The following is a 25562-nucleotide window of genomic DNA, read 5'->3' as shown; positions in this document are numbered from 1 at the left end:
AGGCTAGCAGCGATGCTGGACAGAGGCGACTCGATCGCACGAACCCCTCCGGCTTCGCCTTTGCCCAGGCAATCACCCGCGGGACTGTTCGCATTGCGACTTGGAAAACATTGTCCCCGGTGTATCCGGTTGTGGGTCTGGGAAAGGCGGCGGACAGGGGACCCAGAACCAGGCGGCAGTGCGATAGTCGAGGCCGTCTCGGCGATCCGTCAATATATAATACTCGGTATCTACGGCGAAGCAGCAAATACAACAGCGGGTAAGTTGTTGCTGGCCGGGCCGCTTTGTCAACCAATCCCGCGTGCCATATGGTGGACCTTCGACAGGCGGGGAGGCAGGGCATGATCCGGCCGGAAGGCGCGCATAACATCAGCTTTGTCGGCCACACCGACCAAGGCGGCCGCGGTGACGGCGTGCAGGTCATGGTCAGCCGCGGTCACGCCTATGTCGGCACACGGGTCAGCCGTGGCGTGGTGGTCACCGATGTCCGTGATCCGCGAAGCCCGCGGCCGGTGAACTTCATGCCGATCCACCCAAATTCCTGGTGCATGCACCTGCAGACAGCGAACGACCTGCTGCTGTGCATCGAGGAGCTCGATCTCAAGGCCCTGCTGTCGCAAAAGGATTATTATGGTGGCTCGAACCAGGTGGATTCGGCACGCTATGGCAAGCGCGGCGAAGATTTCTCCGCCGGCATGCGGGTCTATGACATTGCTGATCCGGCCAATCCGCGCGCCATCGGCTTTATGGAGGTCGAGGGGCTGGGTCTGCACCGCATCTGGTGGACCGGGGGCCGCCATGCCTATGCCTCGGCGCTGCTGGACGGTTTCGTTGACCATATTCTGATCGTCATCGACATGGCCGATCCAACCAAGCCGATCGAGGTCGGCCGCTGGTGGATCCCAGGCATGAACGCCGCCGCCGGCGAAACGCCGCACTGGACCGGACGCTGGGCGCTGCACCATGCGGTGGTGCAGGACGACATCGCGTATGCCTCCTGGCGCAACGGCGGTTTGACGATCCTGGACGTGAAGAACCCCGCCGCACCCGATTTGATCGTTCACCGCAACTGGTGTCCGCCGTTCGGTGGCGGCACCCACAGCGCGTTGCCATTGCACGACCGTGATCTGCTGGTAGTGGCCGACGAAGCGACCCTGAATATCGATCAGGAACAGATGAAACGAACGTGGGTGTTCGACATTCGCGAAAAGCCCAATCCGATCTCGATTGCGACAATGCCGACACCCATGGATCAGGACTATGTCTCGATGGGCGGCCAATTCGGCCCGCACAATCTGCACGAGAACCGGCCTGGATCGTTTCAATCGTCCACGACGATTTTTGCCACCTGGCAGAGCGCCGGCGTGCGCGTCTTCAATATCGCAGATCCGTATCGTCCCGCGGAGGTCGGCTATTTTGTTCCACCGCAGCCGACAAAGTGGATGGAGCCGATGCGCGGACGGGCAAAGATCCGCCACACGGCAGATCTTTTCGTGGCGCGAGATGGATTGATGTATGTGACGGACTACGATGCCGGGCTGTATATACTTCAGTGGGATGGGAAGTAGGGATGCTGTTGGAAGAGATCAACGGCTTGAAGCGGTGCACCGGCGTCGCGGCGTCGGGGCCGCCATTCATGACTTGCTGTGCTGGATTATGCAAAGGCACGGATAGCGTGCCTGTGTCCGTCATGGCGATAACTGAACACTGACGGGGAAAACGGATGAAAATCGGTTTTATTGGTCTCGGCATGATGGGTGCCGGCATGGCGTCCAACCTGCAGAAGGCTGGCCATGACCTGGTCGTGCATGATCTGACCCGTCAGGCGGCCTCGCGTCATCTGGCGGCAGGTGCCACCTGGGCCGATAGCCCGCGCGATTTGGCTGAGGCGTGCAATATCGTGTTCACGTCATTGCCCACACCGGCGGATGTGCAAGCCGTCGGTACTGGCCCAAACGGGCTGATCGAGGGTTTCCGCTCCGGCGCAGCCTGGTTCGATCTGTCAACTAACGCGGTCGATGTCGTGCGATCCTTGCATACGACCTTTGCCGGAAAGAACATCGATTTTCTCGACGCCCCGGTCAGCGGCGGTCCGAAGGGCGCCAACAGCGGTCGGCTGGCCATCTGGGTCGGCGGCGACGAGACGGTGTTCGACAAATACCGGTCAGTGCTGTCGGCGATGGGCGATCAGGCCGTCTACATCGGTCTGATCGGTGCCGGATCGATCGCCAAGCTGGTGCACAATGCATCCTCCGCCGCCGTCAACGTTGTGCTGTCGGAAGTCTTTACCCTGGGCATCAAGGCCGGTGTGGAGCCGCTGGCACTGTTCGCGGCGGTGCGGCAGGGCGCCTCTGGCCGCAACCGCATGTTTGATCGGCTAGCCGACCATTTCCTTACCGGCAGCTACGATCCGGCTGACTTCGCCCTGCGCCTGCTGCACAAGGACGTGTCGCTGGCATGCCAGTTGGGGCGGGAGGTGCAGGTGCCGATGCGGCTGACGAACCTGGCGTTGCAAGAACTGACCGAGGCGTTGAACCGCGGGTGGGGTGCGAGGGATTCTCGCGTTGGCTCGCTGCTGCAACAGGAACGTGCCGGCGTGCCGCCGATTGCCGTCGCGCCGGAGAAGATCAAGGCCGTGCTGGCGGCTGATGAGAAATAGGAGAAAGATATGCAGTTAGGTGCCCTGGTTCCGTTCAATGACACCGGCGGCGAGGCATCGCTGGTTCGCGACTTCGCCCTGAATGTCGAAGCCCTCGGCTATGACTTTCTGGAAGCGCCCGATCACGTCCTGGGCGGTCGGCCGGAGCCCGGCGCCACCGCTTTTGCGGATGGCATGTATCACGATCCATTCGTGCTGTTGGGATACCTGGCCGCCTGCACGACGCGACTGGAATTCTCCACCGGCGTGCTGATCTTGCCGCAGCGGCAGACCGCGCTGGTAGCCAAGCAGGCCGCCTGCCTGGACGTGCTGTCCGGCGGGCGCTTCCGCCTGGGCATCGGCGTCGGCTGGAATCCGGTGGAATTCACCGGCCTGAACGAGAACTTTCACAACCGCGGCCGCCGTTCGGAGGAGCAGGTGCAGGTGATGCAAGCGCTGTGGACTGCGCCGCACATCAACTACCAAGGCCGCTACCACACCATCGACGATGCCGGCATCAACCCCCGCCCGGCCGCGCGCCGCATTCCGGTCTGGTATGGTGGCCATCACGAGCACACCTTGCCCCGCATCGCCAAATGGGGCGATGGCTGGATGCCCAACGCCTATCCGCCGGATCAGGCAGCCCTCGACATCTTCACGACATTACGCAAGCTTACGGAAGAAGCCGGCCGGGACCCGGCCGCCGTGGGTATCGAGGTCTGGACCTCCTGTGGTGACACCACCGAAGCCGACTGGCGAAAGGAGGTCGCATTCTGGAAGCAGGCCGGCGCCAGCCACATCTGCCTGACCACGACCTTCAACCGCCGCCATCATCATCGGATAGCCGGCAAGACCGCCGCCGACCATCTGGCGGTGCTGAAGCGCTATCACGCTGCTGTCGCCGACCTGCTGTAGAAGGACAAGGCCATGCAACTAGGCGCAACGATACCAGTCGCCGATATCGGCACTGGCCCTGGTGAAATCCGGGACTACGCCCAGGCCGTCGAGGGCCTGGGTTTCGACTATCTCCAGGCGCCCGACCACGTGCTGGGCGCCAGTCCCGCGAAAGTCACCGGCAAGGGCAGGGTAGGGACCAACGAAAATCCCTACCATGATCCCTTCGTCCTGTTCGCCTTCCTCGCCGCCTGCACCCAGCGGCTCGGCTTTGCTCCCGGCGTACTGATCCTGGCTCAGCGGCAGGCCGCTCTGGTGGCCAAGCAGGCCGCCTGCCTGGATGTCCTGTCCAACGGACGCTTGCGGCTGGGGGTCGGCGTCGGCTGGAACCAAGTGGAATTCACCGGGCTGAACGAGGTCTTCTCCAACCGCGGCCGCCGCTCGGAAGAGCAGGTCCAGGTCATGCAGGCGTTGTGGTCACAGTCGCATGTGGCTTTCAAGGGCCGCTACCACACGATCGAGGACGCCGGCATCAATCCACGACCCACTTCCGGCCGCATTCCCGTCTGGTTCGGCGGCCATGTGGAAGCGACCTTGCAGCGCGTGGCGAAATACGGCGATGGCTGGATGCCGCTGGCCTATCCCGCGGATGACTCCGCGCTGGCCGTGTTCGAGAAACTGCGCGGCCTGATCCACGCCGAAGGCCGTGACCCGGCCGCGGTGGGACTGGAGGTGTGGTTGTCGCTGGGAAGCGGCGACGAGGCAGCCTGGCACAAGGATTTTGCTTTCTGGAAGGCGGCAGGTGTGACGCATGTCACCGCCCACACCACCTATGCCGTCGGGCATCACAAGCGGATACCGGGCCACACCACCGCGGACCATCTGGCGGCGATCACACGCTTCAAGCAGGTGATCGCCGATTTGCGCTAACTGAATTTATTCCATGACCTATGTGATACGAGGTAGCCACACGGCCCGCATTCCGCATGTCATAGTTCCCAAGCGACCTGCGCGCGCGCGTGCTGCGTGAGGCACACGCCAATGTGTGGCAAGCAGGGTGAGGCTTTCGCCATTGTAATTGGCTGGTCATGTCTGTGTCATCCAGATTACGCGACCGCGGTCTTAATGTTCCCCCGCTTTAACAATGGGGAAGTCAAAGAAGATGGGCTCACTGCGGAATTGCTTGTTGGCGTCTGTAACGGCTGTTGCCATGACATCCCTGTCCACCGGCGCCTCGAAGGCCGTCGCCGCCACACCAGCCGTCAGCTCCGGCTACGAGCACGTGCTGCTGATCAGCGTGGACGGCATGCATGCGGTGGACCTGGCCAACTGGATCCAGAACAACCCGAACAGCAATTTCGCCAAGCTGGCCAACAGCGGCATCATTTATCCGAATGCCTTCACCACGGCGCCGTCCGACAGCTATCCGGGCATGATCGCGCAAGTGACCGGCGCCTCACCGAAGACAGCCGGCCTGTTCTACGACGACAGCTATGACCGCACGGAATATCCGTCGAAAGCGTCCTATACCAGCCAAGGCCTGTCCGACCCCGGCTGCACCGGCACTCCGGGCACCGAGGTGACCAATACCGAGGAACTTGACCACAGCTACAACTTCACGACCGCCTTGGTGGCCGACGTCACCGGCGGCGGCACCCTCGGTCAGGTGTTGACGCAGCTCGATCCAAGCAACATGCAGCGCAAGCTGATCGCCGGCGAGTGCCGGCCGGTCTATCCGCACCAGTATATCCGCACCAACACCATCTTCGAGGTCATCAAGGCGGCCGGCGGGATTACCGCCTGGTCGGACAAGCACCCGGCCTACGAAATCCTGAGCGGGCCGTCCGGCAAGGGCATTGATGACCTGTTCGCACCAGAAATAAACTCGCAGATGTTCCTGGCCGGTGCGCCGCAGGGCGTCGACAACACCACCAGCTACGCCGCTGTGCGCGCCTATGACACACTGAAGGTGAACGCCGTCGTCAACTGGATCAACGGCTTGAACAGCACGGCCACCGCGCATCCCGGCGTGCCGGCGATCTTTGGCATGAACTTCCAGGCGGTCAGCGTTGGGCAGAAGCTGGCGACGGCGGGCTATGGCGACGACGCCAGCCTGACCGGCGGGTATCTGGACAGCAATGCGACGCCCGGCAACGCGCTGACGTTGCAGTTCCAGTTCGTCGACGCGGCGCTTGGCAAGTTTGTTCAGACGCTGGCCGCCCAGGGCCTGGACGGTTCCACGCTGATTATCGTCAGCGCCAAGCACGGCCAGTCGCCGATCGATCCGAAGGACCGCGTCATCCAGTCGGACAAGCCGTTCCAGAAGACGCCGGGCTTCGGCACCAACGGCTTCGAGATTTGCGACGATGTAGGGCTGATCTGGCTGGAACCCGATCTGCAGCAGGACAACTACGCCGCCGCCAAGGCTTACCTGCTGGCGAACGCCGGCACGCTGCACATCTCGGAACTGCTGGACCGGACCTCGCTGACGCCGCTTTATGGCGACCCGTTGAAAAACAGCCGGGTGCCTGATTTTGTCGCGGTGACCGATCATGGCGTGATCTGCACCGGCGGCACCAAGCTGTCGGAACATGGCGGCTTCTCCGACGACGACCGCAACGTGCTGATGCTGCTCTCGGCGCCGAGGATCAAGCCGCAGATCGTCGAAACGCTCAGCTATACGACGCAGATCGCGCCGACGATCCTGAACGCGCTTGGCCTTGATCCGAGGCAGCTCAAGGGTGTGCGGATGGAGGGCACGAAAGTGCTGAGCAAGTAAGACCAGCCGCCCAGATATGTCGACTGTCGAGTGGCGCGCATTGGTCATGCGGATCGGGCCAAACCGTCCGGTATGCCGGTCCGGATTTTTGAAGGATGTAATCAAACTGCGTTCGTCAAGGCACCCACGGGAAATACCCAATCATGGGCCGGCTACGCTAACTCGGCAAAAATCTTTCCCAGCCGTCGGATTGATCCCAGAGTCTTTTCCTGATCCAGCCCAGGCCATTGGCAGCGCATGATGAAGTGATCCACGCCCAGCAGTTCCTTGTAGCGCAGCACTTCATCCTTTACCGACTCCACATCGCCGATGATGAATCGGTCACGCGCGAAGTCCTCGAACGCAATACCTTCCAGCGGGCTTGTCATGCCCCAGACAGCATAGGCGGCATACTTATACTCCAGCGCCGCCTTGCATTCCGCCAATGCCGTCTTAAAGCTGCTGCCGACGTAACATTCACGGGCAATTGGGAATTCGAGCGGCGGCCGTCCATACTCAGTCAATGCGGCACGATAGGTGTGCATCTGCGGCGTGATTTCCTGGATGGACGAGGCATTGGCGATCAGCCAGGCGTCGCCGATCCGCGCCGCTCGGCGCACCGCCGAGTCCACCAGACCGGCGACATAAATCGGCGGTCCGCCGGCGCGCACCGGCCGCAGGCTGAGTCCGGCGTCGCGGATGGTGAAGAATTTTCCCTCGTGCGTGATCTTCCCGCCGGTCCATAGCTTGCGCATCAATGCAACACTTTCGGCAAACCGGCTGGCGCGTTCAGACAACGGAATCCCGAACGCGGTGAACTCCGGCTCCCGATATCCCAAGCCGGCGCCCAGGACGTAGTTGCCGCCGGTCAGCACATCCAGCGTTGCCGCTTCCTCCGCCACGTGCATCGGGTTCAGCAGCGGAAGTATCAAGATGTTTGGCCCGATCAGCATTCCCCGCGCCTCGGCGGCCAGAAACGCCATTGCCGGCATGATCTGCAGCATCTGCATCGGCTCGGTCAGCCAGTGATGCGGGAACCAGAGCGACTTGAAACCGGCATCGCGCGACACCCGGACCTGCTCGATCATGTCGGGCACCGCGGCCGGAACGTCGACGCGCTCCGGAAACTGTGTGTTTATGAACAGACCAATTTTCATGCTGAATTACCCTCAGATGCCTGTCCCGGCAGTAAGGCAGGCCGAGGCGGGCTTGAACAGGGGACTGCCGCAAGCCACATTCCCGGCATGAAACGCGACATCCCTCCGCAACTGGACATGACGCTTGAAGGCGAGTTCGTCTCGCCACCGAAGCCGCCGGTTTCGACCCGTATCATGGTCTGGGCGATCGTCATCGCAATCATTACCGGCGGCCTAGCGTTCGCCGCCCTGGCGCTGTGGGTGGCGTTAATTATCCTGCCGGTCGCTTTGGGGGCCGCCATCATTGCCTGGGCGATGTTCCGCTACAGGATGTGGCGTGCCGGAAAGTCACTCGGCGGCCAGCGGAACATGTGGAGCCCCCGCAGGCCGCTGTAGTTCAAATTCCCGCGCCAGCAGCGTGTAGGAACGTCGCCGAGCCTCCGGATCGTGCAAAGTCGTGAGAACGGCGATCTCCTCGACGCCGTGAAAGTCGGCCATGGCTCGCAACTTTGTCCCGACGACATCAGGGGTGCCGTAGAACGACCGAGTCCGAAGTTGCTCAATCCGCGCCTGCTCCGCCTCTGAAAAAGGCTGCGCCGCAGCCTCTTCGGGTGATGCAAGGGCCGTAAAAATCCCGCGATCCCGACCAAGGCGCCACATTTCCCGGGAGCGGAACAGCCAGGCTGCTTCGTCCTGCGTTTCCGCCGTCATCGCCCACACGCATACGGCTGTGTGCGGCGCCGACAGCCGAACATTGGGACGGAAGCTTTCCCGATACACCGCGAGGGCCTGTTCCACACCGTGACCATCGGTAATGAAATGTGCAAAGCAGAAGGGCAGGCCAAAATAAGCTGCGACCTGCGCGCCGTAATCCGAGCTACCCAAAATCCATACCGCTGGCGTGGTTGGTCCCGCGGGCTGGGCGCGGACATCCCTGAAAGGATGACCCTCCAGCAGCCGTTCGCCTGCCAGCCACGCCAGCAGATCGCGCACGTCAGCGGGAAACTGCTCCGCCGCGGTGTCCGCCCGCGGGTTCAGCGCATAGGCCGTCCTGCCGTCCGATCCCGGCGCCCGCCCCAGTCCCAGGTCAATTCGCCCCGGCGCGATGGCATCCAGCACGCGGAACTGCTCCGCCACCTTCAACGCCGCATAATGCGGCAGCATCACGCCAGCGGAACCGACGCGGATGCGCGTCGTGGTCGCCGCGATAGCCGCGATGAGAATTTCCGGCGCGGTGCCCGCCTGACTGTCGGAGTTATGGTGTTCGGCGCACCAATAACGGTCGTAGCCCAGTGCCTCGCAGTGCTGTGCCAGACGAATGCTTTCGCGGATCGACGTGTCGGGCGAGCGGCCGGTGACGACGGTTGATTGATCGAGAACCGAAAGCCGTATCATTTCAACTCCTCAGAGACTGGGCCGGCGCTTCAGAAGCTGGCATGACCCAGCAATGTGTCCAAGAGCGCGTAGAGCAAACCGCCAATCAAAAACCCGACGATGGTTCCGTTCATGCGAATATACTGCAAGTCCCGGCCCACCCGAAGCTCCAGGCGGTCGATGACCGTCGCGGTATCCCAGTTGGCGATGACCTGGGCGATGAATTCGGCGATCCGTATCTGCGCGCCGGGCAGCAGGGACCGCAAGATTGCCTCCGCCGCGACCTCCAGCCTGGTTCGTGCAGCCGGATCAGCCTCCAGAATCGCGCCTAGGTTGGCGAGTGCGCCCTCGACATAGGCGACCGTGCGGCCGCCGGGCTTCGCCAGATCGGCTTCCAGCGTCAGGCGCAGCCGTGCCCAGATGTCCCACAGCCAGGCCTGGATCGTCTCGTGCGCGACGAGGTGGCGGATTGCCGCACCAACTTCGGCCGCCCGTTTAGGCTCGGTTTCCATACGGTCGATTTCCCGGCGGACCCATTCATCGAAGGCGGCGCGCAGTTCCGAGCCGTCGGGGCTCATCTTGTCCAGTTCGCTGTTGATCAGCGCCAGCACCCGGCGTGCTACCGAGGCGCCGACGGCCCAGCCGACCAGCCGTCCACCCTGTTCGCGCACGCGCTCCTCGATGGCGTGACGCAGCACGTCCTCGCGGTTGGCGAGCAGGACCTTTAACTGGCCCAGGATGAAGCCGAACACCTCCTGGTGCCGACCGCCCTCGACCATGCCGTGCAGTGCGCGGGCGACGACGGCGCCGCCGGCGGGACCACCAACGATCCGCGGCACGATCCGCGCCACAACGCGCCGAGCCCGGCCGTCTTCCACGGTGGCTAACAGCTTGGGCAGCGTGCTGGACAGCGCCACCGCCGCCGGATGCGCCGCCACCGGATCGGCCAGGAACCGGTGCAGGATGTTGGGAAGGTCGAGCTGGTGCAGAACGTTGGAGACCTCCTGGCCAGTCACGACATGGTTGGCAATGAAACGGCCCAGCGCCTGACCCAGCCGCTCTCGTTGATTTGGGATGATGGCGGTGTGGGGAATTGGGATGCCCAGCGGGTGGCGGAACAGCGCGGTTACCGCGAACCAGTCGGCAATGCCACCGATAAACCCGGCCCTCGCGGCGGCTTGCAACAGGCCACTCCACCAGCCGGTGGGCAGCAGGTAGCTGCCAAGGGTGAGCGCCGCCATTAGGCCCAGCAGGCTGCTGGCGTATCCACGATATCGACGGAGCGTCCGGCGGGCAAGAAGATCGGGATCAGGCTTAATCATCGCCCCCTGTTTAGGCCCTGAGACGGAATAGGAAAGGCCGGATGGAGCCATCGCAGTGCTCTTCGCACCAGACCCTGGGGTTCCACTCGGCTTATGAATTTCCGTCAAAACCGATGCAGCGGCAGCCACATGACCTTTGCCGCAGCCGTCGGATCGCCTGTCCGGTCGGGCTGCGCCTTTCCTGCGCGACGACCCAACGGCCACACGTTACACAACCAAACGGCAGGGAATCCACTTATCGATGGCGAAACGCCGCAGCGAACAAGCTGACCACCTCTTTCATCCGGTTCGCCGGCGAGCGCAACGAAACAGCAGGCTGTGGGCATCATTGGCCGCCCTCGTATTAAAGCGCGATTGGTTTAGGTTGACCCACGAATCGCGCTTTAACTCATTGTTTGATCGCGTGATTCACGCCTTCTGACTGGGTCAGCCTCAGGCGATCACGCTCTAGCCAACTCCGTCTCAGCCAGCGGCTGTCCCGGCTATCCTGGGTAGAACGCCCGCCTACCGCAACCCGGCATTGATCTTCGTCAGCGCCGCCGAACCCGGCACCAGCGCGTCCTCCTGCAACGCGTTCAGCGGCGTGTCCGACGTCTTGAGGTAGCCGTGCATGTCGTGCGGCGCCGGATCGACATACAGCAGACCTGTCACGATCTCGCCCGCCGCCTGACGCTGCTGCATGTACGTCATGGCTGAGACACGGTCGTGCATGTCATATTCGACATGCAGCTTGCGCAGCCGCAGCTTCGACCCATCGTGCTGCGTCACCATCTCCACGCTGCCCGGCGCATAGTCCACGGTGATTTCCTCCCGTCCGGTGATGACATCCAGATAGTTCACCGCGGCGTTGTGTTCGCGCACGTAGTCGAAGCTTTTGGTCGATCCCATGTGGTTGTTGAACGCGACGCAGGGAGAGATGCAGTCGATGAACGCAGCCCCTTCGTGGCGCAGCGCCGCCTCGATCAGCGGCACGAGCTGCGCCTTATCGCCGGAGAAACTGCGCGCGACGAAGGTGGCGCCTAATTGCAGTGCCATGCCGACCAGATCGATCGCCTCATCGCTGTTCTCCAAGCCGCGCTTGGATTTGGCGCCCTTGTCGGAGGTCGCCGAGAACTGCCCCTTGGTCAGCCCATACACACCGTTGTTCTCGACGATGTAGACCATGTTGACGCCGCGCCGCATGGCGTGGGCGAACTGCCCCAGACCAATCGACGCGCTGTCGCCATCGCCCGACACACCCAGATAGATCAGGTCGCGGTTCGCCAGGTTGGCGCCGGTCAGCACCGACGGCATCCGCCCATGCACCGAGTTGAAGCCGTGCGACGCGCCGAGGAAGTACGTCGGCGTCTTCGACGAACAGCCGATCCCCGACAGCTTGGCGATGCGGTGCGGCGGCAGTTCCAGCTCGAAGCAGGCGCGCACGATCGCGGCACTGATGGAATCGTGCCCACAGCCGGCGCACAGGGTGGAGATCGCACCTTCATAGTCGCGGCGCGTATAGCCCAGACTGTTCTTGTGCAGTTCCGGATGATGCAGCTTCGGCTTCGCGAGGAAGGTCATAGGACAGCCTTTTCGGATAAGGCGGGCTTTTCGGATGAGGCGGGCGTTTCGAGTGAGGCGGACTTCTTCAGATGGTCAACGATCGCGCCGGCGATGAAACGCGCACTGATCGGCGTGCCGTCGTAGTGCACCACCTTGATCAACATTCTTGGGTCGATCTCCAGTTCGTTCACCAGCAGGGAGCGCATCTGGCCGTCGCGGTTCTGCTCGACGACGAAGACAAGGTCGTGCGCGTCGATGAACCCCGAGACCTCCTCGTTGAACGGAAAGCCACGCAGCCGCAGCAGGTCCACGTGAATGCCCTGTTCAGCCAGCATGGCATCCGCCTCGTTCATCGCCGGGCTGGTGGAACCGAAGTAGATCGCGCCGAGGCGGGTAGGCGCCTCGGCCTTGCGCTCGACCGCGGCGGGCACCAGCGATCGCGCGGTGCGGTGCTTCTTCAGCAGCCGCTGCATGTTTTCCTGATAGTCGTGGCCTTCTTCCGAGTATTTCGCCATGCGGTCCTTGGAGGTGCCGCGGGTGAAGAAGGCGCCCTTGGTGGGGTGCGTGCCGGGCAGGGTGCGGTAGGCGATGCCGTCGCCGTCAACGTCAAGATAGCGGCCGAACAGCTTTCCAGCCTCCAGCTCCTCGGTCGTCATCACCTTGCCGCGGTCCATGCGGCGGCTGTCGTCCCAGGTGAAGGGCTTGGCCAACCGATCGTTCATGCCAATTTCCAGGTCCAGCATGACGAAGATCGGCGTCTGCAGACGGTCCGCCAGATCGAACGCCAAAGCGCCGAACTCGAAACATTCATAAGGATCTTCCGGAATCAGCAGCACGTGCTTGGTGTCGCCGTGGGAGGCATAGGCGCAGGCGGTGATGTCGGTCTGTTGCGTGCGCGTGGGCATGCCGGTGGACGGGCCGGCGCGCTGCACGTCGAAGATCACCGCTGGTATTTCGGCGAAATACGCCAGTCCGACGAACTCCTGCATCAGCGAGATGCCGGGGCCGGAGGTGGCGGTGAACGCCCGCGCCCCGTTCCACGCCGCGCCGATGACGATGCCGATCGAGGCGAGTTCGTCCTCCGCCTGGACGATGGCGAAATTGTTCTTGCCGGTCGCCTTGTCCACCCGCATGCGGCCGCAATAGCGGATGAACGCCTCGGCCAGCGACGAAGACGGGGTGATCGGATACCAGGCGCAGACCGTCGCGCCGCCATACACCGCGCCGAGGGCCGCGGCGCTGTTGCCGTCGATGAAGATGCGGTCGCCGACCGTATCGGCGTGGCGCAGGGTCAGCCCGATCGGGCAATCCAGATGCTGCTTCACCCAGTCGCGGCCCATGTGCAGCGCCTGGACGTTGGCGACGATCAGCTTGTCGCGGCCCTTGAACTGTTCGGCCAGCAACTGCTCGACCGCCGCCGGGTCCATGTCGAGCAGCGCCGACAACGCACCCAGGCCGACGATGTTCTTAAACAACTGGCGTTGCCGCGAGTCGGTGTAGGCTTCATTGGTGATCGCGGTCAGCGGCACGCCGATCACCACGATGTCGGGGCGCAGCCGATCCACTGCCATCGGCCTGGTGTTGTCGTAGAACAGGTATCCGCCAGTCTCGATGGACCGCACGTCCTGGTCCCAGGTCTGCGGGTTCATCGCCACCATCAGGTCCGGGCCGCCACCACGCGCGGCCAGATGGCCGGCGTCGGAAATCCGCACCTCATACCACGTCGGCAATCCCTGGATGTTCGACGGGAAGATGTTGCGCGGCGTGGCGGCGATGCCCATGCGCAGCACCGCCTTGGCGAACAGCGCGTTGGCGCTGGCCGAGCCGGAGCCGTTGACGTTGGCGAACTTGACGACGAAGTCGTTGATCCGTTGCAGACCTTCGACCCGCTCTATTTGCTGCAGCATGCGTTCTCCGCCCTCGTCATATCCGCTTGGGCCACATCGATAAGGAAACGTTGCATGTCCCACGCGCCGGTCGGGCAGCGTTCGGCGCACAGCCCGCAGTGCAGGCAGACATCCTCGTCCTTCGCCATGATCCGGCCGGTCTTCAGCCCGCCGGAGACGTACAGCGCCTGATCCAGATCGTGCGCCGGCGCGTTCAGCCGGGTGCGCAGCTCGGCTTCCGGACCATTGTCGGTGAAGGTGATGCAGTCCACCGGGCAAATATCGACGCAGGCGTCGCACTCGATGCACAGCGCGTCGGAGAACACCGTCTGCACGTCGCAGTTCAGGCAGCGCTGCGCTTCGGCGAAGGCCAGCTTGTCGTCAAAGCCGAGCTCCACCTCCGCCTTGATGTCCTTCAGCGCGGCCAGCTTGTCGCGGTGCGGCACCTTGAAGCGCAGGTCGAGCGAGACGTCGTTGTCGTAGCTCCATTCATGGATGCCCATCTTCTGGCTGGCCAGGGTTACCATCGGCGGCGGCCGGTCGCGCACATCCATGTCCTGGCAGAACTGATGGATGGAGATCGCCGCCTGATGGCCGTGCGCCACTGCCCAGATGATGTTCTTCGGCCCGAACGCCGAGTCGCCGCCGAAGAACACGCGCGGCTCGGTGGACTGGAAGGTGGTCTCGTCCACCACCGGCATGTCCCATTCGTTGAACGCCAGGCCGATGTCGCGCTCGATCCACGGGAAGGCGTTTTCCTGACCAACCGCGACCAGCACGTCGTCGCACTCGAAGAACGCGTCCGGCTCGTTGGTCGGCACCAGCTTGCGGCGGCCCTTGGCATCGTATTCCGGCCGCACCTTCTCAAAGGTCATGCCGTACAGCACCCCGTCGCGGTGCTTGAATTCCTTCGGCACCAAGTAGTTCAGGATTGGGATGTCCTCGTGGATAGCGTCCTGCTTTTCCCAGGGCGAGGCCTTCATCTCCTCGAAGCCGGAGCGGACGATGACCTTGACGTCCTCGCCGCCCAGGCGGCGGGAGGAGCGGCAGCAATCCATCGCCGTGTTGCCGCCGCCCAGCACGATGACGCGCCGGCCGATCTTGCTGATATGGCCGAACGAGACGGAGGACAGCCAATCGATGCCGATATGAATGTTGGCCGCGGCTTCCCGCCGGCCGGGCAGCGGCAGGTCGCGGCCGCGCGGCGCGCCGGAGCCGACGAACACCGCGTCGTAGCCTTCCGCCAGCAGGGCCTTCAGACTGTCCACCGGCTGGCCGAGGCGCATTTCCGGTCCCATGGCTGTGATGTAGCCGACCTCTTCGTCGATCACCTCCTCCGGCAACCGGAACTTGGGGATCTGCCGCCGGATCATTCCACCGGCTCGCCCGTCCCCGTCGTAGATCACCAGATGATAGCCTAGCGGGGCCAGGTCGCGCGCCACGGTCAAGGAGGCGGGACCGGCGCCGATCAGGGCGATCCTCTTGCCGTTGCGTGTGGTGGGGGCTGACGGCATCCGGCTGCTGATGTCGCCCTTGTAGTCGGCGGCGACGCGCTTGAGGCGACAAATGGCGACGGGTTCGTCCTCCACCCGACCGCGGCGACAGGCCGGTTCACACGGTCGGTCGCAGGTGCGGCCCAGGATGCCGGGGAAGACGTTCGACTTCCAGTTGACCATGAACGCGTCGGCGTAACGCTCGGCGGCGATCAGGCGGATGTACTCGGGAACGGCGGTATGGGCTGGGCAGGCCCACTGACAATCGACAACTTTGTGGAAGTAGTCGGGCGCCCGGATATCAGTCGGCTGCAAGTCGGACTCCTTTCCTCCGGTTCGGCTGGATCACCTGCCGTGCCCCTTGCCAAACCCGCCGCCAACACTACGGCGATCCGGGCCCGTCGGCAATCGGGACGTGGTGGTCGGTAAGGCGGGGGCTCTGCCCCATAAGCGCTAGGATAAGGCATTTTTAGCGTCTTTGTCTTGGCAGCGGCGCTTTCTGGGCGGCTCGGCCAGCCGCCTGCGTGCCGTTCTGCGGGTCGCCAGGCTGCGGCGTCTTCGGGGTTGTGCGAACAGAGCCACTTGCAGACGGCGGTGGTTGGATTGCCAAACCCGCCAAAGGCTGGCGTGACGGGTTGCACGGCCAGATGTTGGCTCAGGGGGGAAAGCCGAGATCCTCGCCCAGCGAAGTCTCGATCAGCACGGCGGCGATGAGATGAGCGAGCAGCCAACTGCGCGCGAGCTTGGGATCGCTTGCTTGCAACGCCGCAAAGCCGCCCAGGCTTTTCAGTCGTTTGAACGCGAGTTCCACCTGCCAGCGCATGCGGTAGAGCCGCACGACCTCCGCCGCTGTCGCCTGTTCTGGCGACAGCGAGGTCAGCAGCATCATGTATCCAGCCGCCCTCAGGGTGCGCGGATCGGTCTTGTGGCCCTTGCGACTGGCCTTGCGGTGCAGCCTCTTGTGCTGGCGCTCGGTCGCCTCGGGCGGCTTGCGCGCGATGATCAGGCGCGCGCGCACCGGGGCGCGGCCGGCGCCGATTGACACGGCGTGTTCCACCACCGACGGGCCGTTGTCGGACAGCGCCGCGACCAGATCAAAGGCCTGCCGCGACGCATCGAACACGTTCACCGAGCGCCAGCCGATCCGGGTGATGAAGTCCGCCTGGTTGGCGTGGGCATGGGCAAAGTTGCGCACCCGCGCATAGCCACGATCCTGCACCAGAACATCACCGGGCCGCACCGCCACGCAACTGAGCGCTTCGGCCGTGGCGGCCTTGGTCATCGCAAGATCGGTAAAACAGCCGCGCGCCGGTTCATAGCGCGCGTGAAGCCGCCAGTCACTGCCTTTACTGCCCGGGATCGAGACCGTGGAGCCATCCACCAGGTTGAGTTGCAGGCGCCCCTCCATTGGCGTGTCGCCGCGACGATCCGCCAGCAGCCGGTCCAGCACATCAGCCAGGAAATCACCCGAATTGCGCAATCGATCCAGCAGCGAGACGTCACAGAGATCGGCAATCCCGGCTTCGGTGGCATGGCTGGCGACCGCACGCAGCGATAGCCTGCCGGGGCCGTAGAGGAGAGCCAGATGCAGCAGGTCGGCCGCGCTGCGCACGCCACGTTTGCGCACCAGGGCTTTGTGCGTCCGGGCGCTGACCTCCAGATCAATCAGCGAAGAGACGTGGCCGACGACGCTTGGCCAATGATCCAGATGAAACAATGCGGTTTGCATCTGCCCCGGAATCACGCCAAAACGTGCCGTGTCAATCCTATCCTAGCGCTTATGGGGCGCTGCCCCCGCACCCCGCCAAAGGCTGACGCCCTTGGAACCCATCTAGGGGTTTGGGGGAGAGGGGGCTACTCAGGTGTTGCTACCGCCTCGGTCGCCCCCTCTCCCCCAAACCCCTGGACGGGGATCAAAGGGGCATCCGCCCCTTTGCGGGTCCAGGGCAGCGCCCTGGCCTTGCTTACGGCCGCATCCCAAACGCCGAAGGTTCCGGCGTCCGCAGTGGCGCCGCCAGGGTGGCGAAGTCGCACAGCAGCCTGCGGGTGTCGCGCGGGTCGATCACCTCATCGACCCAGAAGGCCTCGGCCGTGCGGTAGGGGGAGCGCAGGCGGTTCAGCCGTTCCTCGATTTCCGCCAGCTTGGCATCGGGATCGGCGGCGGCGTCGATCTCCGCGCGATAGGCTGCCTCGATGCCGCCTTCCAGCGGCAGGGAACCCCAGCTTGCGGACGGCCAGGCGTAGCGCAGGCACAGGTGCCCGACCGGCTGATGTCCCAGGCCGCCGACACCGTAGCAGTTGCGGACGATAATGCTGCACCAGGGCACCGTGGTCTGGTTGATCGCCGACAGCGCGCGCACGCCCCAGCGGATCACCGCGCTGCTTTCGGCGCGCAGGCCGACCTGAAAGCCGGGGCAGTCCACCAGGTGCACCACCGGCAGATGGAAGGTCTGCGCCAGATCGATGAAGCGGATGATCTTGCTGCAGGCATCGGCGGTCCAGGCGCCGCCGTCAAACAGCGGGTCGCCGGCCAGCACTGCCACCGGCCAGCCATCCAGGCGGGCGAAGCCGGTGATGATGGAGCGGCCGAACAACGCGCCCATCTCGAAGAAACTGTCCTTGTCGAAGACCGAGGCGATGATCCGCCGCATGTGGTAGGCTTGCTTCTTGACTTTCGGGATCGCCGCGATCAGCGCCTCGTCGCGGCGGCTTGGATCATCCCAGCCGCGCAGCCGCGGCGGCACATCGTGGATCGAGCCTGGCAGGTAGGACAGGAACCGGCGGGCGGCCTCGAACGCCTGGTCCTCGGTGTCCACCGCGTGGTCCACCGCACCGCAGCCGAGCTGGATTTGCCAACCGCCGAGTTCCTGCTTGGTGCGCGGCTCGCCCAGGCGCTCCACCACCGGTGGGCCGGCGACGAACACCGCGGCGATGTCCTTCACCATGACCGAGTAATGCGTGGCGACCAGCCTGGCCGCGCCCAGTCCGGCGACGGAGCCTAGGCCGAGGCCAACCACCGGGACCTGCGCCATCTGGTTGGCCACCAGATCGAAAGATGTCGTCTCGGTCAGGCCGCCAGGCAGGTTGGCGCGCCCGGTGGTCTCGATCGTCTTGACCGAGCCGCCGCCGCCGGAGCCTTCGATCAGGCGGATGATCGGCATGCGGAACTGGGTGGCGATCTCCTCCGACATCTTGGGCTTGCCCTTGATGGAGGCGTCCGCCGATCCGCCGCGCAGGGTGAAGTCGTCGCCGGCGACGACCACCGGGCGCCCGTCGAGCGTGCCGCGGCCGAACACGCAGTTGCCGGGGGTGAAGGCGGTGATGCTGCCGTGGGCGTCGTAGCTGGCCTTGCCGGCGATGCTGCCGATTTCCTGAAAGCTGCCGGGGTCCAGCAGGCGGTCGATCCGCTCCCGCACCGTAAGCCGGCCGCCGGCGTGCTGGCGCGCGACCCGGTCCGCGCCGCCGAGTTCCCGCGCCAGCGCCTGACGATGGCGGAGTTCGGCCAGTTCGGGTTCCCAGCCGACCAGGCTGGATCGCGCCGACGCCTGCGCGGGTTGGGAGACATTGTCGTCGGCCATTCGCTTCCTGTCCGTGTTCATTCCTGCGGCATAACACCAGCGGGTAGAGCGTATGGTTGATCGTCTGCGCGCGCAACGTGGCGGGCGTGGCGCTAAATCGCGGGTTGCGCTGTCCGCCGGTGCCGCCGCGACGGCGTCCTCGCAGCGCACGCCTCACCTTGGCGTTGTTGCCCATGCGATGATCAGTGTCCGGTCGTGACCTGAGGCCGCGCGGAGCGCTGAACTGATCGAGCAGCGGCGTTCAGGACAGCACGCCGCTGGCGTTGAGCAACTGAGCAACGGCCAAAGTATCCTTAAGGCCAATCGTTTTGAAGGCAGTGAACTGTGTCCAGGCTGTCGGATTCGCCATCGCGGCGATGATATCCTGAAGCTGAACCTTCAACTGCCGGCTGGCATCAATGACCTTTCTCTGCTGCAGGCCGCTGACGAACAGGCCTGCCGCGGGCGGCACGCGCGTGCTGACCTGGAGCTCGGCGGCGCCCAGTTTCAAGTCAGTCCGATAGTGATTGACGTCGCTGGCCAGGATGCCGAATGCCGAGGTAAATTCGGTCGACGCGCCATAGGCTGCCGAGGGCGCCGTAGGCAATGGCCAGAGCGTGAAGAACCTGTGCCCTGGCATCGAGTTTCGTCTGGATGCCGCTCAGCGGATCGCGGGGCTTGCCCGAAACGGCCGCATCCGACGTGGGCTTATAGGTTCGCCGGAATATTTCGGCACGTTTGAAACCAGAAGATGCGTCGGAGGACAACACCGCCGCCTGCCCGGCCTGACCAGCGGCCGCCTGACCGGCCTTGCCGAGGTTGACGCCGGCGGTCAGCGTGGTTTGCACAGCCGGCCGCCGACAGACCGATCGCCACGATCAACACGGATAGACCGACGCCACGCCACGCGCTTGTTTTCAACTGGCGGCGAATTCGTTTCACCTGCTACTTTTTCGCGATCCCATCTAGCATTGCGTCCACTTAAAGATGAGTTCATTACAATAGAATATAAAAGACATTCAAGTCACAAATCTGGTCTGGCCGTCGGTAACTTATTGATTTCGCGCGCAGCCGCCCCACCAACCCCGCGCGCCTACCAGTTGGTCTTTCGGGCCGCTAGTACAATCGGATGGTTCCGTTCGGGGCAGACCGCTCATGCCATGGCCCTTGCTCTTGATTGCAGCTCTACGGCATCGTCCGGCCCGACCTGTTGGACCAGCCCGTGACCTTGCCACAAGAAGGATCCTGCCGATGACCGACGAACTGCTCTACGACCGGCAAGACGGCATCGGCCGCATTACCCTCAACCGGCCGCAGGCGCGCAACGCGCTGACGTTTCCGATGTATGAGCGGCTGGCCGAGATCGCCGCTGATCCTGGCGAGGTGCGGGCCCTGATCATCACCGGTGCCGGCGACAAGGCCTTCGCCGCCGGCACCGACATCAACCAGTTCCGTTCGTTCAGCTCCGCCGAGGACGCCATGGCCTATGAGGCCCGCATCGACCGCGTCCTGACCGCTGTCGAGCACTGCCGCGTCCCCACCATCGCCGCCATCGCCGGCGCCTGTACCGGCGGAGGTGCGGCGATCGCCGCCGCCTGTGACCTGCGCATCGCCGCCGCCAACGCCCGTTTTGGCTTCCCGATCGCGCGCACGCTGGGCAATTGCCTGTCAATGTCCAATATCGCCCGCCTGTCCGCCCTGGTCGGCCCTGCAAGGGTCATCGAGATGATCTTCACCGCTCGGCTGTTTCCGGCATCCGAAGCGCTGGCCGTGGGCTTGGTGACGGAGGTGCTGGCCGATCAGCCCGCGCTTGAAGCGCGTGCCCTGGAACTCGCCATGCTGGTCGGTGGTCACGCACCGCTGACCATGCGCGCGACGCGGGAGGCGCTGCGGCGCCTGCGCGACAATCTGCCGCCGGACGAGGATCTTATCCACCTGTGCTATACCAGCCAGGACTTCCGGGAAGGCATGGATGCCTTCCTGACCAAGCGATCTCCTGTCTGGCGAGGCGAATGACGAAACCCCTCACGCTTTTTGACAAGATCTGGAACAGCCATGTCATTACCACGCGGGAGGATGAAACCTGCTTGCTGTGGATCGACCGGCATCTGGTGCATGACGGCAGCTTCCACGCGTTCGACAAGCTGGATCACGACAACCGCCTGGTGCGCCGCCCCGACCTGACCTTTGGAGTGGCCGACCACTACGTGCCGAGCCATGCACGGGACCGGCCAATTGGCGATCCGGAAGCGGCAATACTGGTCGGCCGCCTGCGGGAGAATGCGGCGCGCTATGGCTTTGATGCCATGGACATGAACGATCCTCGCCAGGGCATCGTGCACGTGATCGGACCGGAACAGGGCCTGACGTTGCCTGGGCTGACGCTGGTCTGCGGCGACTCCCATACCGCGACGCACGGCGCGTTCGGCGCCCTGGCTTTCGGCATCGGCGCATCGGAGGTCGCGCATGTCCTGGCGACACAAACCTTGTGGCAGCGCAAGCCACGTCAGATGCGCATTACCATGGATGGCAGGTTGAACGCCGCGGTCAGTGCAAAGGACGTCATCCTGACCATGATTGCCCGGATCGGCGCCGCCGGCGCGACCGGGTGCGCGATCGAATACACCGGCGCCACCGTTCGCGCCATGTCGATGGCGGCGCGCATGACGCTGTGCAACATGTCGATCGAGGCGGGCAGCCGCACCGGCATGATCGCGCCGGACGAGATTACCTTCGCCTGGGTGCGCGGCCGACCGCGGGCGCCGAAGGGGGCGCATATGCAGAAAGCCGTCGCGGCCTGGCGCCTGTTGGTCAGCGACCCGGATGCCGCGTTCGATCATGAGGTTGTGATCGACGCCAGCACGATCACGCCCACGGTTACCTGGGGCACCAGCCCAGAGACCGCGCTGCCGATCACCGGCCGGGTGCCCGACCCAGCGGCGGCATCCAATCCCGGCGCGGCTGACTGCATCCGCGCCCAGCTCGACGCGATGGGGCTGTCGGCGAACCAGGCGCTGGATGGCATCCCAATCCACCAGGTGTTCATTGGAAGCTGCACCAATGGCCGGATCGAGGATCTGCGCGCCGCCGCCGCCGTCTTGCGCGGCCGGTCCGCGGCGATCCCTGGCCTGGTCGTTGCCGGCTCGATGCCGGTCAAGCGCCAGGCGGAACGAGAAGGGCTGCACCGTGTCTTCCTTCAGGCCGGGCTGACCTGGGGGGAGCCAGGGTGTTCCGCCTGCACCGGCATGAATGGCGACACCGTTCCGCCTGGGAATCGCTGTGCCGCGACGTCGAACCGCAACTTTGTCGGGCGGCAGGGCCCAGGATCCCGCACGCATCTGATGTCGCCGGCAATGGCAGCGGCGGCGGCGGCAACCGGAACGATCTGCGACGTGCGGCGGTTAATCGAATGACGCCGTTCACCGCGGTTGCTGGTTTGGCGACGGTGCTGACCCAGGGAGATTTGCTACAGGGGAATCAAGCCCGGGCCAACATCGACACCGACCAAATCATCCCGGCGCGCTTCCTGCGCAAGCCGCGCAGCGACGGCTACAACAATTTTCTGTTTTACGATGCGCGCGCCGCCGATCCCGGGTTTCCGCTCAGCCCTTCCGGCAACAGGCCGATCCTGATCGCAGGGCTTAATTTCGGCTGCGGCTCGTCCCGTGAGGGCGCGGTTTATGCCTTGGTGGATGCCGGCATACGATGCGTCATGGCGCTTGGCTTCGGTGACATTTTTTCCACCAACGCCGGGAAGAACGGCTTGCTGACCGTTGTACTGCCACCGGACGACCATGCGGCGGTGCTGCGCGCGGCCGCGGACGGGGTGGAGCTTACGGTTAGCCTGCCCGACCAGCAGATCCGCTTTGGCAATCAGGTTATGGACTTCCCCATTGACCTCTTCCTGAAACGGTGCCTGCTAAACGGGCTTGACGATATCGGCCTGACGCTGGATGAGAGCGCCCGCATAGCCGCCTTTGAAGTGGCCGACAGCAAGCGGCGACCCTGGTCGATCCCCGACTGAAGCCGGCGCACCATGACCAGCATGTCTCGACATAGGGCGTATGTTCAATCATAGGATGATGAAGGTAAGGATGCGCCCGCCCAATGCTGCTTGGCTGGCCTGATGCCATTCTGAACCATTTCTTAACCCTCTCCGGCTATATAACTCGACGTGAGATACCTTACCGACTTCGCCGACCAGGCGGTCATTCTTCCTGTCGTGCTCGCCGTGGCGGTAACGCTTGCCTTGCAGGGCTGGCGGCGCGGCGCCATCACTTGGCTGGTCGTAGTAATGGGAACCTTCGCGGCCACACTCTGCGCCAAGCTGATGTTCCTATCTTGTTCTCCTTTGTTCGGACCGATGGACGTACAAAGCCCGAGTGGTCATGTGGCGGCGGCGACCGTGGTGACAGGCGGCCTGGCCGCGATGCTGACACGCCGGCGTGACAGCATCATTCCCGCTGCTTTGGTTGCCGCAGTGGTAATCGGACTTTCCCGCCTGCTGCTAGGCATGCACTCGCTGCCGGAGGTAATTATCGGCGCGCTGATCGGTTTGGCCGGCGCCGCGGCGTTGATGCGCTTTGCAGGTAGGCCGCCTGCGCTCCGTCTCAGTCCCTTGATAGCGGTCGTCGTGATTGTAGCGACCGTGCTGCACGGGTTGCATCTGCCGGCCGAAGCGGCAATTCGGCATACCGCATATCGCGCGGCGCAGTTTATTCCGGCGTGTCGGGGAACGCCAGTATGGCGGCATCGGGGGACCGGATAGCGATCCGTGATATTGGACTGTGCTCGGCGTGTCATGGCAAGCTGGTCCGGTCAGCGGCCAAGGCAAGGATTCGCTCTCCATAACAGAGCGCATGGGCCGGAATAGACTGACGATCATATCCAGCCGGCGCCTTGCCTGTACTAGATCCGCCGCTTTCGCCGGCGCATTCCGGTAGCGACGCGCAGAGCCGGCACCGCAAGTTGCGTCAGGCTCATCATGCTTCCGAGGCCCGTGATTGCCTGCCGCCGCACACCAAGCGCTTCGCGCTCAACACGACCAGGACCCGACCGGCTGGCAAGTACACCGAGCACGACGGCAATCAGCAGATCAACGCCAAGTACAATGCCGGTGGCCGCATAGAATGACAGGCCGGCGTCCACGCGAAGCGCATACCAAGCCATGAAATGCACAATCACGAGTGCGCCAAGGACAAAAAGCAACGCGACGACAGCAAGAAGGATGCGCGTGACGTAACGTGTGGCCATGGCGCGCAGGCGAACACCCTCGGCCTCTGCCGCGATACGCGCGAGCCGAACTGGACGGATCATCGATCAGCGCATCACGCGACCGATAATCCACCCTAAGCCGGCGGCAATCAGGATGGCAATCAGAGGCTGCTGCCGCACCCGGCCGGACACCGCTTCGGCCTGGCCGCGCACCGCGCCGGTGGCGTTATGCACGGCAGTTTCCGCTCGGCCGGCAAAATCCGCCACGGCCGGGGTGACCCGATCCTTCATCAATGCTTCAACCTGTTCGCGGAGCCGCTCGATCTGCGCCTGGGCATCATCTAGCTTACCGCGTGTGTCGCTGCCGAGGGCCATGGAGGTTGCTCCTTTCAAGATGCCGATATGAACAACAGTTAAGCGACATTGTTCCCCGAATGAATATGCCATCGCAGCACGCTTGCGCGAGTTGCGATGGCCAAACCTATTTTGCCATCCGGGTCTCCAGGCTGGCCAGCGAGCGACCCTTGGTTTCCGGCAGCAGCAGCAACGCGACGATCATCAGCGTCAGTCCGCAGAAACTGAAGATGGCAATGGCCGCCGCCAAGCCGAGCCACTGCGCCAGGAAACCGACCAGCGCGGGAAATATCGCGCCGATGCCGCGGCCGACATTGTAGCAGAAGCCCTGTCCGACGCCCCGCACGGCGGTCGGGAACAACTCGGTCATGAACGGCCCCATCGGCGAGAACATCATGTAGTTGATGTAGCCCAGCAGGAAGCCCACCGGCAGGATCATGCTGTTGCTCAACGGCGCGAGCAGGTAGATCAGCATCAGCACCATCGATCCCACTGCCGACAGCATGAAGGTGGCCTTGCGGCCGATCGCATCCGCCAGATACGCGCCCGATACGAAGCCGAAGAACGCGCCCAGGATCAGCACCATCAGGTAGCTGCCTGTGCCCACCGAGGTCATATGGCGCTGGGTTTTCAGGTAGGTCGGCAGAAAGGTGGAAATCGCGTAGCTCGCGCCCTGCGCCCCGGTTACCATCATCGAGACCCGCCAGGTGATGGACAGGTATGGCGGCTTCAGGACGGAGAACAGATGGGAAAAGCGAGGCGCGGCGGCGCCGCGCGGCTGGATCGCCGGATCCTCAACATACTGGCGGATCCAGAACACCAGAGCGGCGGGGGCGAGCCCGATCCAGAACATCACCTTCCAGGTCAAGGCCTCCGGCAGCGTCGCCGACAGCAGCGTATAGAGCAACGCCGCCGTTCCCCAACCGAGCGACCATCCCGTCTGAACCAGTCCAACCGCCCGGCCGCGATACTTGTCGCGAATTACCTCGCCCATCAGCACCGCACCGGCGGCCCACTCACCGCCAAAGCCAAGCCCCTGGAGCGCCTTGAGCACGAACAGCTGATTGAAGTCCTGGGCGAAACCGCACAGAAAGGTGAAGACGGCGTACCACAGGATGGTGATCTGGAGGATTCTCACGCGGCCATAGCGGTCGGATAGGGCGCCGGCCAGCCATCCGCCAAAGGATGACACGACCAGCGTGACCGTCGCCAGGACGCCGGCTTCCGCCGTGGTGATGCCCCATAGCGTCAGCAGAGAGGGGATAACGAAGCTGAAGGTCTGCACGTCCAGCGCATCCAGCGACCAGCCGCCGAAGCAGGCTGCCATGGTCCGGCGTTCCTGGACGTTCAGGTCCCTGAACCAGGCCAACATTCTGTTTCTCCCGCGCAAGAAT

General features: G+C 63.9%; 23 protein-coding genes. 10 read left to right on the top strand and 13 right to left on the bottom strand.

All coding sequences use genetic code 11. From position 1 onward, the window contains the following. The first annotated feature begins 341 nt into the window (after positions 1-341). From ACQY4S_RS15735 to ACQY4S_RS15715, 5 genes are all read left to right on the top strand, one after another. Entirely contained in the window at positions 342-1568 is a 1227-nt protein-coding gene (locus ACQY4S_RS15735) for an LVIVD repeat-containing protein (RefSeq protein WP_428486129.1), read from the top strand. A gap of 155 nt (positions 1569-1723) precedes the next feature. Next, positions 1724-2659, top strand: a complete 936-nt coding sequence (locus ACQY4S_RS15730; protein WP_428486128.1) for an NAD(P)-dependent oxidoreductase — start codon at positions 1724-1726, stop codon at positions 2657-2659. Between the two features lie 9 nt (positions 2660-2668). Continuing rightward, entirely contained in the window at positions 2669-3553 is an 885-nt protein-coding gene (locus ACQY4S_RS15725) for an LLM class F420-dependent oxidoreductase (protein ID WP_428486127.1), read from the top strand. Between the two features lie 12 nt (positions 3554-3565). Beyond that, a complete protein-coding gene (locus ACQY4S_RS15720) occupies positions 3566-4462 on the top strand; it encodes an LLM class F420-dependent oxidoreductase (protein ID WP_428486126.1) in 897 nt (298 codons plus the stop codon). A 280-nt stretch (positions 4463-4742) separates the two neighbouring features. After that, the gene (locus ACQY4S_RS15715) at positions 4743-6311 is read left to right on the top strand and encodes an alkaline phosphatase family protein (protein WP_428486125.1); all 1569 of its coding nucleotides are present in this window, start codon (positions 4743-4745) and stop codon (positions 6309-6311) included. A 152-nt stretch (positions 6312-6463) separates the two neighbouring features. On the opposite strand, the gene ACQY4S_RS15710 is transcribed toward ACQY4S_RS15715, so the two are convergent. Next, the gene (locus tag ACQY4S_RS15710) at positions 6464-7447 is read right to left on the bottom strand and encodes an LLM class flavin-dependent oxidoreductase (RefSeq protein WP_428486124.1); all 984 of its coding nucleotides are present in this window, start codon (positions 7445-7447) and stop codon (positions 6464-6466) included. 87 nt (positions 7448-7534) lie between these two features. On the opposite strand from ACQY4S_RS15710, the gene ACQY4S_RS15705 reads away from it, so the two are divergent. Next, complete coding sequence (locus ACQY4S_RS15705) at positions 7535-7822, top strand: hypothetical protein (protein ID WP_428486123.1); 288 nt, start codon at positions 7535-7537, stop codon at positions 7820-7822. On the opposite strand, the gene ACQY4S_RS15700 is transcribed toward ACQY4S_RS15705, so the two are convergent. From ACQY4S_RS15700 to ACQY4S_RS15660, 9 genes are all read right to left on the bottom strand, one after another. After that, the gene (locus ACQY4S_RS15700; protein ID WP_428486122.1) at positions 7775-8821 is read right to left on the bottom strand and encodes an LLM class flavin-dependent oxidoreductase; all 1047 of its coding nucleotides are present in this window, start codon (positions 8819-8821) and stop codon (positions 7775-7777) included. The genes ACQY4S_RS15705 and ACQY4S_RS15700 overlap by 48 nt on opposite strands. 29 nt (positions 8822-8850) lie before the next feature. Next, a complete protein-coding gene (locus tag ACQY4S_RS15695) occupies positions 8851-10122 on the bottom strand; it encodes a DUF445 domain-containing protein (RefSeq protein ID WP_428486121.1) in 1272 nt (423 codons plus the stop codon). A gap of 504 nt (positions 10123-10626) precedes the next feature. Beyond that, the gene (locus ACQY4S_RS15690) at positions 10627-11682 is read right to left on the bottom strand and encodes a 2-oxoacid:ferredoxin oxidoreductase subunit beta (protein ID WP_428486120.1); all 1056 of its coding nucleotides are present in this window, start codon (positions 11680-11682) and stop codon (positions 10627-10629) included. Then, positions 11679-13571, bottom strand: a complete 1893-nt coding sequence (locus ACQY4S_RS15685) for a 2-oxoacid:acceptor oxidoreductase subunit alpha (protein WP_428486119.1) — start codon at positions 13569-13571, stop codon at positions 11679-11681. The genes ACQY4S_RS15690 and ACQY4S_RS15685 overlap by 4 nt, the downstream gene beginning before the upstream one ends. Beyond that, positions 13556-15358: an FAD-dependent oxidoreductase gene (locus tag ACQY4S_RS15680; RefSeq protein WP_428486118.1), complete on the bottom strand. Its 1803-nt coding sequence runs from the start codon at positions 15356-15358 to the stop codon at positions 13556-13558. The genes ACQY4S_RS15685 and ACQY4S_RS15680 overlap by 16 nt, the downstream gene beginning before the upstream one ends. A 340-nt stretch (positions 15359-15698) precedes the next feature. After that, positions 15699-16772: an IS4 family transposase gene (locus tag ACQY4S_RS15675; protein ID WP_428483734.1), complete on the bottom strand. Its 1074-nt coding sequence runs from the start codon at positions 16770-16772 to the stop codon at positions 15699-15701. A gap of 235 nt (positions 16773-17007) precedes the next feature. Further along, positions 17008-18621, bottom strand: a complete 1614-nt coding sequence (locus ACQY4S_RS15670) for an acyl-CoA carboxylase subunit beta (RefSeq protein WP_428486117.1) — start codon at positions 18619-18621, stop codon at positions 17008-17010. 241 nt (positions 18622-18862) lie between these two features. Beyond that, on the bottom strand, positions 18863-19111 hold the full coding sequence (locus ACQY4S_RS15665) for a hypothetical protein (RefSeq protein WP_428486116.1): 249 nt from the start codon (positions 19109-19111) through the stop codon (positions 18863-18865). A 1-nt stretch (position 19112) separates the two neighbouring features. After that, on the bottom strand, positions 19113-19448 hold the full coding sequence (locus ACQY4S_RS15660; RefSeq protein ID WP_428486115.1) for a hypothetical protein: 336 nt from the start codon (positions 19446-19448) through the stop codon (positions 19113-19115). 403 nt (positions 19449-19851) lie between these two features. Here ACQY4S_RS15660 and ACQY4S_RS15655 point away from each other — a divergent pair, with 403 nt between their 5' ends. The 4 genes from ACQY4S_RS15655 (at position 19852) to ACQY4S_RS15640 (ending at position 23368) form a co-directional block, all read left to right on the top strand. Continuing rightward, positions 19852-20616: an enoyl-CoA hydratase/isomerase family protein gene (locus ACQY4S_RS15655; protein ID WP_428486114.1), complete on the top strand. Its 765-nt coding sequence runs from the start codon at positions 19852-19854 to the stop codon at positions 20614-20616. Then, a complete protein-coding gene (gene leuC / locus ACQY4S_RS15650; RefSeq protein WP_428486113.1) occupies positions 20613-22013 on the top strand; it encodes a 3-isopropylmalate dehydratase large subunit in 1401 nt (466 codons plus the stop codon). The genes ACQY4S_RS15655 and leuC overlap by 4 nt, the downstream gene beginning before the upstream one ends. Continuing rightward, positions 22010-22624 (top strand): 3-isopropylmalate dehydratase small subunit, encoded by a 615-nt coding sequence (gene leuD, locus ACQY4S_RS15645; protein WP_428486112.1) that lies wholly within the window; start codon positions 22010-22012, stop codon positions 22622-22624. Before leuC ends, leuD begins: the two co-directional genes overlap by 4 nt. Before the next feature lie 150 nt (positions 22625-22774). After that, on the top strand, positions 22775-23368 hold the full coding sequence (locus ACQY4S_RS15640) for a phosphatase PAP2 family protein (protein ID WP_428486111.1): 594 nt from the start codon (positions 22775-22777) through the stop codon (positions 23366-23368). 140 nt (positions 23369-23508) lie between these two features. Here the strand turns inward: ACQY4S_RS15640 and ACQY4S_RS15635 are convergent, their stop codons facing one another. The 3 genes from ACQY4S_RS15635 to ACQY4S_RS15625 all read right to left on the bottom strand — a co-directional run bounded on the left by ACQY4S_RS15635 (position 23509) and on the right by ACQY4S_RS15625 (position 25540). Further along, on the bottom strand, positions 23509-23916 hold the full coding sequence (locus ACQY4S_RS15635) for a hypothetical protein (RefSeq protein ID WP_428486110.1): 408 nt from the start codon (positions 23914-23916) through the stop codon (positions 23509-23511). Positions 23917-23919: 3 nt separating this feature from the next. Continuing rightward, positions 23920-24189 carry a hypothetical protein gene (locus ACQY4S_RS15630; protein ID WP_428486109.1) on the bottom strand — a complete coding sequence of 90 codons (270 nt, stop codon included), beginning with the start codon at positions 24187-24189 and terminating at the stop codon, positions 23920-23922. A gap of 106 nt (positions 24190-24295) precedes the next feature. Next, the gene (locus ACQY4S_RS15625; protein WP_428486108.1) at positions 24296-25540 is read right to left on the bottom strand and encodes an MFS transporter; all 1245 of its coding nucleotides are present in this window, start codon (positions 25538-25540) and stop codon (positions 24296-24298) included. Positions 25541-25562 lie beyond the last annotated feature (22 nt).

The organism is Rhodopila sp. (genome assembly GCF_965276935.1).
Lineage (GTDB): Bacteria > Pseudomonadota > Alphaproteobacteria > Acetobacterales > Acetobacteraceae > Rhodopila.
The sequence above is the reverse complement of the archived record's forward strand: the minus strand, read 5'-3'. Positions and strand labels throughout refer to the sequence as shown.